Origin of the sequence: Escherichia sp. Lx600-2 (assembly GCF_036662595.1) — a bacterium.
Lineage (GTDB): Bacteria > Pseudomonadota > Gammaproteobacteria > Enterobacterales > Enterobacteriaceae > Escherichia > Escherichia coli.
Map to the genome: position 1 here is coordinate 1 of NZ_JAYQWM010000114.1, position 9,030 is coordinate 9,030.

Consider the following 9,030-nt stretch of genomic DNA (forward strand, 5'->3'; position numbering starts at 1 on the left):
CAGCTGCCTGTCGGAGTCGGGCCTGACGACCGGATGCCGCCAGGCAGCCGGGAGCCGAAGGTGCGCCCGGCAGACAGAACAACACTGCAGTAGTCAGAATCAGAGCAGCAGATAAAGGAACAACAACATCAGGAACAGTTCCATAACATAAGAAAGAAACACTCCTGAGTCAGACACATCACAGACGGGAAGGGTAACGGGCGACGCGCCAGCGTGGCCCGCTTCCCTTCCGGCAGGCGTCAGCCTGCCAGGGGTTTTCGCGCGGACTGACAGGCGGCCTCCACCGCCTGCCCCTGTATCACCTGTTTCTGCTACCCTGTAAGATGTAGTGACCGCCCAGGAAAACCGCCTGCTGATTCGCCACAAAATCGCAGATTTCATCAACAATCTGCGCGGTGGTGAGCGGTTTCTGCCCCATTTCACGACGCCGCGCATTAATCACGGCCCTGTAATTACGCAGAATTTCGCGGGTTTCTGTGCTGATATTCATGACATCGTCTCCCCGTCCAGCGCCTGTAACACAACGTCCATTGCTTCGCGTTCCTCCCTGACGAATGCGTCACCGTCGCCCCCGTTCTCACTCCCGACGGCATACAGGCGCTTCATTTCACTGCCTGCCAGCGCCATCACTTTTTCCAGCATCACCGCCGGGACTGTCACCTGACGGCTGGCGCGCTTTTCTTCCATCAGTTCATGAACAACGCCGTGAACAACGCCGTGAACAACGCTGACATCCGCACCATATTCAAAGGCATCGTCCAGCCGCTGCATGACGGTTTCCAGCTCATCGTCTGTCAGACTCCAGTCCTGGGCTATGTGACGCACATCCCCACGGGTCAGCACCACGGCAAAAACGCATTCACTGTCCGGCACGTCTGTATCCAGCACTTCGCGGATAATTTCTTTAACAGTACAGTACATGTTCTCGTCTCCTTTACAGGGGCGGCATTGCCGCCCCGTCCGTTAATCAGTCCAGAGCCGCGTAAATCGCGTTGCATTCGGGGTGAAATTCGATGTGACGCCACAACTGCGCATCGCGCATCCGGTAAAGCTGGGTCAGTCCTGCATCCCCGCTGTCGTGGTACAGCCACAACTGGCGGTTAATCACAAGGGAGGTCAGGATGATGCCTGCGGCATCAGCACTCACGGTACGGTCAAACCAGTTTGCACCGTTCACCATGTGGAAACGGTCGCCATCCGGCATCATGTAACCGCCACCGTCCGGCAGGCGGATGAAGTGCCAGAAGCCTCCCTGATATTCCGGCATCATTTTTTGCGCCAGCGCGTACACATACGCCTCGGCATACAGAAAATCGTTGCCAAACAGATACGGCAGAAAGGAGAGACGGTCGCACTCTTCAACATTCAGAGTGACAGGTTTCGCATATTGCATGATGTTTTCCTCCGTTGTTCACATATTCCGCGACACCGGGCGGTGCCGTGCCTCCATAAAAGCCGGGCGAACAGGCGGGGATGCAGGGGCGCAAGGGAAGCCGCAGCCTGACGCACACGGCTGACGGGAGTTGCAGGGTGAGACCGCGAAATCTGAGCGGGTGAACGACCGGAAAATCACGGCAGACGGGAAGGAGGGACCGGGTGACCGCAGCGGCGAAGCGTACCCTTGCATCAACGCCAGCCCGGCTAAGATGGAGGCACGGCACAGCCCGCACACGACGCTGAGGCCACATAACTGAAAAACCACAAGGCCATGCCCTGCATGGCCGGGTAAAGCGGAGCCGGCGGCGACTTCCTTTGTGCTCTGTCCGGGGACCGGCAGGAAAAAGGCGGGGATTTACCCCGCCAGTGTCATCATTTCCGGATTTTTGCCAGGGCATCCGCCATGCTGCGGATTTCGGTCCGGGCTTCCCGGACCACCTCCCGCAGAACACCACGGTCAAACCAGCGGCGGGGCGGTTCATCCGGTATACGCAGCACATCGCAGGCCAGCCCACTGGACAGGATATGCTCAATACACTCACTGACCAGATACATTTCCACCGACGAAAAACGTGCTCCCCGGTTCACGATGGCATCGAGCACCACGGGCAGGTTTTCGTCATCTTCATCGAGCCAGCAGGGGTGATCGCTTTCCTTCACGACCAGGCGAAAGCGGCGCGTCTGGCGGGTCAGCAACGTCTGACCGGTGGTGGTCAGCGCCGCACGGATACGCCGCGCATCTTCTGCCACCTGGTAACAGATGCTTCGTACCGCATCGTGCACCGCATCAAGAACAGCCTTGATTTCGTCTTCGGTCAGCCATTCTCCGGCATACGGGAAAGACACCTGCGTTCCGTCTGCCGGAAGTACCGGCAGCGACTGCCACTGACTGCCGGACAGTACCAGTTCCGCCCCGGTTCCGGTCAGTCTCTGAATGGCGGAGGCCAGGAGCGGCGGCAGTACGCCGCCGTGACGGTTGATAAGTAACGTCGCCAGCCGGGGCGCATCCAGCCGCACGTAAATGCTGATCCAGCCCGGATAGTTCGGATTTCGCTGGTCAACATCCGTCTCTTCCGGCCAGTCCTGCGCCAGCAGCAGGTTACGGGCGTGACGACAAATCAGTGCGTTCAGCGTGCTGTTTTCGTTCATGATTAAGCGTTCTCCCTGTATCGCCGCCCGCAGGGCAGGCGGCGATAACATCAGTTGTTTTCGTGTGTGTTGTTTTTCAGCAGGGTGCGGGCCTGATTAACCACCGCCTGACGGCGGGTAACGCATTCCGGGACGGCGAGGCCGTTATCACGGGCGGCCCACTCACGTTTCCACAGTGCCTGTTCAGCGGTCTGAATCAGGGACGCCAGCAGTTCAGCAGGGACGGTCACCTGGCGGTTTTCGCTCACGTTGCTGATAATCTCCATCACCGCGGCGGAAGAAATACCGGATTCAGTCCGCTGGTCTTCCGGGATGTCCTCCATGCGCGCCAGGACGGTCCTGATTTCATGATCGGTCAGAGAAATTTCCATACCGTCAGCCAGTGCCTGAATCTCTTCCGGGGACCAGATAACCAGCATCAGCGGCGCGTCTCCCGGATACTTTGCTGCCAGCTCCCGGCATAGCGTTTCGCATGTTCCGTACATTCTCGTCTCCTTCTCAATCTTTGAAGCAGGAATCCAGTTCCAGAATTTCGGTATACGCCTCCATAAACAGGCGATTGGCGCGATACAGCGTCTGGCGTGTCAGGCGTTCAACAAGCACATCGGAATCAAAGCGACAGCGATGCTCCATATCGTTCAGCCTAGCCCGAAGGTCACACATGGTGTTGGCCACCTCCGCCACGTCGGCGCGAAGTTTTTCGTGTCCGGCATAGTTCATTTACGCAGCCTCCGGTTCAAACCAGTTATCATTCGCGGCCCCCTGCTGCATGGCCCGTTGCACGGCGGCCAGTCGTTGCTGTCCGGCACGGTGATACTGTTCAAGCAGCTCGATACCGATATACCGGCGTCCGGACTGGAGGGCGGCCACGCAGGTTGAGCCGCTGCCTGCAAACGGGTCCAGCACAATCGCGTTCGGATGTGTGAAGCTCTCAATCAGTGGTTGCAGGCTGGTAACGGGCTTTTCCGTCGGGTGATGGCGGTTGCCCGAATATTTCCAGCCCAGCACGTCGGGTAATGGCTTCGGAGGCAGCGCCGGACGGCCTTTTGCCAGGATATAGGCGCATTCGTGACGGTACGCGACATACGCAGATTTGGATGTGTAGCTTTTGGTGAACACAAGGTGCCCTACAACGCTGAATCCGGCGCGTTTCCAGGCTGCCATAAAGCGGTCAATACGGTTCCAGCCATAGAAACTCACCATCAGCGCATCTTTTTTTAGTACGCGGTACATCTCATTACTGGCAGGTTGCAGCCAGTCATCGTTAACGTCACCGGCAATGGTGCGCCCGGAACGGTCACGAAAACCAACGAGATATGGTGGGTCGGTTAAGATGAAATCAATGGCGTTATCAGGAATCGTGGCCATAACACGCACGCAGTCACCCAGGATAAAACGGGACATAACAGCACTCCTCCTCTTACAGAGGGCACCGGGAGGGCGCCCCTGTGGCGCCCGTTCTCCGCTGCCTGTGGGCTGTTCACCGCGTCCGGTAACGGGTCAGGCCGACCGTGGAATACCGCAGCCGTCGTCTTTCTGACGGCGAGGATATGCCGCGAAAGCGGCTTGAAGGGCATTCATCAGAAAAGGGCGACAGGCTGGCGTACACTGTCACCGACGCCAGCCAGGAGCGGTAAAAGCGCCCGTCCCGTGCCCGGCCGGACACGGGACACTGACCACAGGCAGCGTTCCTGCCGCGCCGCGTCAGCCGGCGCAGTAAAAAGAGGAGCACGGCGACATCCTTTGTCGGAAAAGAAACGGGCGGTTGCCCGCCCGTCTCCGTCATACTTCATCCGCCATAATGCGCCACCTTGTCGACTATCCACGCAGGTCCGGTGACTTCCGGCAGCTCATCGTCATCTGTCGGGGAAGACCATTCAAGTTCCCCCCACAGCACATCAACGAGCTCTCCACGCTCATACAACTGCCAGCCACAGAAATTGCAGCCTTGTTCGGCGTACCAGTGCTCCAGCGTGCAGCTGAAACGGCGGCTTAATTCTGCAACAACGTCGCTTTCCGGCTGACACCACGGCGTGTCGAAATCCACCTGAATGAAGTTTTCTCCCTGACTGCTGATATTCAGGTCATACCCACAAGGCCACTTCACGCCATACCGTTCGGTATACCAGTGATATGCAGAAGGAACACCGTTCAGAACACCACCGTTAAAGCCATTCACTTCAACATCCAGGCGGGTCGGCAGAACCGTCAGCAGGTCAAACGGCATGGTTTTTTCCGGCAGCACGTTGTCACACAGACGGTTCCACCACACCGATACATCCTCGTTACCCCAGATGTCACACCAGTCACCTCTTTTTGCGGTGAAATGCACAGTGATGATTTCCCTGACATCATCCGGTAATCCTTCCCAGCGACGCTGTCCAGTACCGCTCTGCAGCCAGAGTTTATGCAGCATCAGGCAGTTTTGCTCATCCAGCAGTACACCGTCCTGCAGGTATGTCAGCCAGCGGGTGAACGCGATATTCTCCGGCGATACAACGCCACGCCCGGCAGCCGTCAGTCCGGGGCATGGTTCAAACCGCACATCTTCAGTGGTCTGCAGAAGTCCGGCACTTCCGGCCAGAAACAGCTGAATACCTTCATTTGTGGCGCGGCGATAAAGCGGTGTGACTGCACCGCTGGCCAGTCGTTTAATCTCAGCAATCTGTGCCGGTTCACCAGAAAAATGCATACGATTTGAGCACCAGTTTGGCATGGGAATTCTCCTCTCACATGCGGCCTCTATCAGGCCGTGCCGCACCTGTAACCGGGCGACCGCATACGAATGCAGGTGCGGCCCCGAAGCCGCAGCGCGTGGAGGAGGAACGACGAAACGTGACCGGGTGAGGAGGCCGGCGACAGCGACACACTTGCATCGGATGCAGCCCGGTTAACGTGCCGGCACGGCCTGGGTAACCAGGTATTTTATTCACAGAACCGTGCGCAAAATGCTGTGGATAAGCTGGACACAGCAGTCCACAGCAGGCATACAGCCACACCCTCAGAGAATTGAGCGTTTTTTAGTCACAATAATGACATTTGACTGTGTGTGGATTCAGTTATTAGAATGCTGTATATACATACAGCAATAGAAAAGGGAGATGAGAACATGATCCGCATTGAAATTCTTTTCGACCGCCAGAGCACAAAAAACCTCAAATCAGGCACACTTCAGGCGCTACAGAATGAAATCGAACAACGTCTGAAACCACACTCCCCGGAAATCTGGCTGCGTATAGACCAGGGCAGCGCCCCGTCTGTATCTGTCACAGGAGCCCGCAACGACAAGGATAAAGAACGTATCATGTCTCTGCTGGAAGAAATCTGGCAGGACGACAGCTGGCTGCCTGCAGCATGAGTACCGTTTATCACCGTCCGGCTGACCCTTCAGGCGATGACAGTTACGTGCGACCGTTGTTTGCCGATCGTTGCCAGGCCGGTTTTCCTTCGCCTGCCACTGATTATGCTGAGCAGGAACTGGATCTGAACAGCTATTGCATCAGCAGACCTGCAGCCACCTTCTTTCTGCGCGCCAGCGGTGAATCGATGAACCAGGCTGGCGTGCAGAATGGTGATCTGCTGGTAGTGGACAGGGCCGAGAAACCACAACACGGGGACATCGTTATCGCTGAGATCGACGGTGAGTTCACCGTCAAACGACTGCTGTTGCGCCCACGCCCGGCACTGGAGCCGGTTTCAGACAGCCCGGAATTTCGCACACTGTATCCGGAAAACATCTGTATTTTTGGTGTTGTCACTCACGTGATACACAGGACGCGGGAGTTACGCTGATGTTTGCACTGGCTGATATCAACAGTTTCTACGCCTCATGTGAAAAAGTTTTCCGCCCGGACCTTCGCAACGAACCGGTCATCGTACTCAGCAATAACGATGGCTGTGTGATCGCGCGCAGCCGGAGGCAAAAGCCCTTGGCATCAGAATGGGGCAGCCCTGGTTTCAGGTGAGACAGATGCGCCTGGAGAAGAAAATACATGTATTTTCCAGCAATTATGCGCTGTACCACAGCATGAGCCAACGGGTCATGGCTGTTCTGGAGTCGCTTTCTCCCGCAGTTGAGCCCTACTCAATTGATGAAATGTTCATTGATTTGCGGGGGATAAATCATTGCATCTCTCCGGAGGTTTTTGGTCATCAGCTCAGGGAACAGGTAAAGAGCTGGACAGGACTCACCATGGGGGTGGGCATTGCGCCTACAAAAACGCTGGCTAAAAGTGCACAGTGGGCAACAAAGCAATGGCCACAGTTTTCCGGTGTGGTCGCGCTGGAGGCAGAAAACCGTAATCGGATCTTGAAGCTACTGGGGCTGCAGCCAGTTGGTGAGGTCTGGGGAGTAGGACGCAGACTGACGGAAAAGCTGAATGCGCTGGGTATTAACACAGCACTGCAGCTGGCGCAGGCTAACACGGCATTCATCCGGAAAAACTTCAGCGTCATTCTTGAGCGTACGGTACGCGAACTCAACGGCGAGTCCTGCATATCCCTGGAAGAAGCACCACCGGCAAAACAGCAGATTGTCTGTAGTCGCAGTTTTGGTGAACGAATCACAGACAAAGATGCCATGCACCAGGCTGTTGTTCAGTATGCAGAGCGGGCCGCAGAGAAACTACGTGGGGAGCGTCAGTATTGCCGGCAGGTGACGACATTTGTACGGACATCCCCCTTTGCAGTAAAAGAACCCTGTTACAGCAATGCCGCTGTGGAAAAGCTTCCATTACCCACACAGGACAGCCGGGACATTATTGCCGCAGCATGCAGAGCGTTAAACCATGTCTGGCGTGAAGGGTACCGCTATATGAAGGCAGGAGTCATGCTGGCTGATTTCACACCATCGGGTATAGCGCAGCCGGGATTATTTGATGAGATCCAGCCCCGTAAAAACAGCGAAAAGTTAATGAAAACACTCGATGAACTGAACCAGTCTGGAAAAGGGAAAGTGTGGTTTGCGGGGCGAGGAACCGCCCCTGAATGGCAAATGAAACGGGAAATGCTCTCGCCTTCGTATACAACACAATGGACTGAGATCCCCATTGCTTCATTCTGATATATCAGAATAATTTTTGCATTTTAAGGCGCACATCATTCATTGCCTCCTGCACCGAATCAGTAGCAGAAGGAGGCATTTTTTCAGCAGATTGCAAAGCACCGAGTTCAGTCAACACAGCTCTGATATCGGCCTGAGAAGGCTTCCATCCTGTCGTCTGACTGAGTAAGGTTACAACCTGATCTGCTGAAAACTCCTCGCTCAAAATGGCAGTCAGCAATACAGGCAGGCGAGGATCAAGTTGGTGTAACGCCATTCCAGAAATAAATGCATTCCGGAACAGCTCACCACGCTCAGAACGCGGAACGGACTCTATCGCTTCCAAAGCTTGAAAGTCTGCAGCTTTTTCCGGATGCAGATAAAGTGTGAATTTTTTCCTTTTCCGTTCATCGTCCACAATATTACTCCTCTTTGAAAGCCGCGATAGCTTCAACCAGTGCTGTCTGTGGCGACTCCATCATCACTACTTTTTGCCCAAGATGGTGCCATGCCGTTTTTATCGAATCATAGATCAACGGGGCCCCACCACCGACAACATAAACACGATTCACATGATGAAAATCACCGAGCTCATTGACTACTTGCTCCCCCAGACTGGCAATAGCCCCCTCAATGGTATTAAGGACCAGATCAGTTTTTGTTTCGTCATTTATAACCTGCCGAACAAAGTCCGGGTCATTACGACGTTTAATCAATTCATCTGCAACGAGGAAACTGGTATCACTGGATGCCATGCGCAATGCACTCATTGCAGCTTTCGTAACTGAAGACACACCAATGCCAGAATTACCATGAATGGCACTTACAGAGTCAAATTGACCAACGATAACACCAACATCAAGCGTAGTGCCGCCAATATCAACTACCAGCGATTTTTCGAACTGACCAACTTTATCCATGACCAGACGAGAAAACACAGCTGGCAATGATTCAGGCATCACATCAACGTGTTCAATGGTGAAAACATCGCCTTTATTAAGACGAATCGGCCTCATTAAATTCTCAATTTTACGCTGAATGTTGAGTTCATTTTTTTGACACTCTTTCGTGTAGAACTCACTGATAGGCAAAGTCACAGTCAATGATACAGGCTGAGGCGCTAATCCACTATTCAGTAAAGCGTGATGCACAGCTAACAGGTTAACATCCGTATATTGATACTCAATATGAGTCGTAAGAATAGATTGGTTGCTAACTTCATCATACGTGTATTTTTTACCATCCAGTTCATAGTTAAATGTCTGGCGAATCCCTAACCCGTCAACCTTCCATCCATGACGAAATGAGTTTTGCGACAACGACTTACAGATTTTCCCATTGTCATTCCATGCCAACTTGATTGTTGTTGAACCATCATCGCAGTATACGTTCATCTATAGCCC

The 9,030-nt window shown here is 54.4% G+C and carries 14 protein-coding genes and 1 pseudogene; 4 read left to right on the plus strand and 11 right to left on the minus strand.

From position 1 onward, the window contains the following. Positions 1 to 298: 298 nt before the first annotated feature. The 8 genes from OQV04_RS21975 to OQV04_RS22010 form a co-directional block, all read right to left on the minus strand. The gene (locus OQV04_RS21975; protein ID WP_001027516.1) at positions 299 to 490 is read right to left on the minus strand and encodes a hypothetical protein; all 192 of its coding nucleotides are present in this window, start codon (positions 488 to 490) and stop codon (positions 299 to 301) included. Then, on the minus strand, positions 487 to 921 hold the full coding sequence (locus OQV04_RS21980) for a DUF1380 family protein (RefSeq protein ID WP_014106967.1): 435 nt from the start codon (positions 919 to 921) through the stop codon (positions 487 to 489). Before OQV04_RS21980 ends, OQV04_RS21975 begins: the two co-directional genes overlap by 4 nt. A 46-nt stretch (positions 922 to 967) precedes the next feature. Further along, entirely contained in the window at positions 968 to 1,393 is a 426-nt protein-coding gene (locus OQV04_RS21985; RefSeq protein ID WP_001198928.1) for an antirestriction protein, read from the minus strand. A 416-nt stretch (positions 1,394 to 1,809) separates the two neighbouring features. Beyond that, positions 1,810 to 2,586, minus strand: a complete 777-nt coding sequence (locus tag OQV04_RS21990) for a hypothetical protein (RefSeq protein WP_063073488.1) — start codon at positions 2,584 to 2,586, stop codon at positions 1,810 to 1,812. Positions 2,587 to 2,636: 50 nt separating this feature from the next. Continuing rightward, positions 2,637 to 3,155 (minus strand): DUF1380 family protein, encoded by a 519-nt coding sequence (locus tag OQV04_RS21995; RefSeq protein ID WP_123325260.1) that lies wholly within the window; start codon positions 3,153 to 3,155, stop codon positions 2,637 to 2,639. Further along, a complete protein-coding gene (locus tag OQV04_RS22000) occupies positions 3,085 to 3,306 on the minus strand; it encodes a hypothetical protein (RefSeq protein WP_001104873.1) in 222 nt (73 codons plus the stop codon). Before OQV04_RS22000 ends, OQV04_RS21995 begins: the two co-directional genes overlap by 71 nt. Continuing rightward, the gene (locus tag OQV04_RS22005; protein WP_001775017.1) at positions 3,307 to 3,990 is read right to left on the minus strand and encodes a DNA methylase; all 684 of its coding nucleotides are present in this window, start codon (positions 3,988 to 3,990) and stop codon (positions 3,307 to 3,309) included. It lies immediately after the preceding gene. Positions 3,991 to 4,066: 76 nt separating this feature from the next. Next, complete coding sequence (locus tag OQV04_RS22010) at positions 4,067 to 4,303, minus strand: hypothetical protein (protein WP_306461682.1); 237 nt, start codon at positions 4,301 to 4,303, stop codon at positions 4,067 to 4,069. On the opposite strand from OQV04_RS22010, the gene OQV04_RS22015 reads away from it, so the two are divergent. Further along, the gene (locus OQV04_RS22015) at positions 4,195 to 4,425 is read left to right on the plus strand and encodes an arginase (protein WP_306306990.1); all 231 of its coding nucleotides are present in this window, start codon (positions 4,195 to 4,197) and stop codon (positions 4,423 to 4,425) included. The two genes, OQV04_RS22010 and OQV04_RS22015, sit on opposite strands and share 109 nt — an antisense overlap. Here OQV04_RS22015 and OQV04_RS22020 read toward each other — a convergent pair. Next, entirely contained in the window at positions 4,376 to 5,278 is a 903-nt protein-coding gene (locus tag OQV04_RS22020; protein ID WP_148934335.1) for a DUF1281 domain-containing protein, read from the minus strand. The genes OQV04_RS22015 and OQV04_RS22020 overlap by 50 nt on opposite strands. Before the next feature lie 417 nt (positions 5,279 to 5,695). On the opposite strand from OQV04_RS22020, the gene OQV04_RS22025 reads away from it, so the two are divergent. The 3 genes and pseudogenes from OQV04_RS22025 (at position 5,696) to OQV04_RS22035 (ending at position 7,648) form a co-directional block, all read left to right on the plus strand. Beyond that, positions 5,696 to 5,944 carry a DinI-like family protein gene (locus OQV04_RS22025; RefSeq protein WP_001775014.1) on the plus strand — a complete coding sequence of 83 codons (249 nt, stop codon included), beginning with the start codon at positions 5,696 to 5,698 and terminating at the stop codon, positions 5,942 to 5,944. After that, positions 5,941 to 6,378 carry a translesion error-prone DNA polymerase V autoproteolytic subunit gene (umuD, locus tag OQV04_RS22030; protein ID WP_000109071.1) on the plus strand — a complete coding sequence of 146 codons (438 nt, stop codon included), beginning with the start codon at positions 5,941 to 5,943 and terminating at the stop codon, positions 6,376 to 6,378. The genes OQV04_RS22025 and umuD overlap by 4 nt, the downstream gene beginning before the upstream one ends. Continuing rightward, positions 6,378 to 7,648: pseudogene (locus OQV04_RS22035) on the plus strand (Y-family DNA polymerase). Before umuD ends, OQV04_RS22035 begins: the two are co-directional and overlap by 1 nt. A 4-nt stretch (positions 7,649 to 7,652) precedes the next feature. Here OQV04_RS22035 and OQV04_RS22040 read toward each other — a convergent pair. Beyond that, complete coding sequence (locus OQV04_RS22040; RefSeq protein WP_063073471.1) at positions 7,653 to 8,045, minus strand: plasmid partitioning/stability family protein; 393 nt, start codon at positions 8,043 to 8,045, stop codon at positions 7,653 to 7,655. Between the two features lie 4 nt (positions 8,046 to 8,049). Beyond that, positions 8,050 to 9,021: a plasmid segregation protein ParM domain-containing protein gene (gene parM / locus OQV04_RS22045; RefSeq protein WP_001103690.1), complete on the minus strand. Its 972-nt coding sequence runs from the start codon at positions 9,019 to 9,021 to the stop codon at positions 8,050 to 8,052. Positions 9,022 to 9,030 lie beyond the last annotated feature (9 nt).